Origin of the sequence: Nocardia sp. 852002-20019_SCH5090214 (genome assembly GCF_001665865.1) — a bacterium.
Lineage (GTDB): Bacteria > Actinomycetota > Actinomycetes > Mycobacteriales > Mycobacteriaceae > Nocardia > Nocardia nova.
In genome coordinates, this window is record NZ_LZMK01000320.1 from 1 (window position 1) to 602 (window position 602).

Consider the following 602-nt stretch of genomic DNA (forward strand, 5'->3'; position numbering starts at 1 on the left):
GTCGCGGGCAGCCGCGTCAGATCGATCTCCCTGACGTCGCCGGGCGGAAGATGTTCCACCGTGGGGAAATTCAGCTCGTGCACCGCCACACAGACCGGGTTGTGGTTGGCCGCGATCCGGCCCGTGAGACCGGGCACCGCCCGCCAGCCGAGGTAATCGCCCCCGTATCCGGCGAAGAAGACCGTCGATGTGAGGCTCATCGCGCGTCCCCGGGGATGTGTGCGGTCCAGCCGTCGATGACCTCGACCATCCGGTCCTGCCACTGCGCGGTCGTAACCTCGACCGCGCGGGCGCGGCGCAGGGCACGAGCTTCCCGCCACGACAGCGCGTTCAGGCCGTGTCCGAGACCGGCGCCGGCCGAGACCAGTTTCACCGGCAGGTAGGCACCGGCCTCGACCAGCACGCCCACGTACAGCCATCGCCGCTGCGGATGGGCGTGGGTGGCCTCGACCGCGGCGACATCGGTGGGGTCGATGCCGTAGCAGATCAGGTGGCGCCGCAAAGCTTTCAGCGGCGACCGATCTTCCTGCCGGGCCACGACCGCGCACCAGGCCAGCCATCCAGTGATCGCAGGGTGCGGGACTCCGCTCCACAGCGCCAAC

The 602-nt window shown here is 69.9% G+C and carries 1 protein-coding gene and 1 pseudogene; both read right to left on the minus strand.

Annotated features, from left to right (window positions below; all coding sequences use genetic code 11):
- Window positions 1–200: pseudogene (locus A5780_RS25555) on the minus strand (DNA cytosine methyltransferase); the annotation flags it as partial.
- A partial coding sequence (locus A5780_RS25560; protein WP_231983086.1) for a hypothetical protein occupies window positions 197–602 on the minus strand: 406 nt, incomplete at its 5' end. The pseudogene A5780_RS25555 and the gene A5780_RS25560, both read right to left, overlap by 4 nt.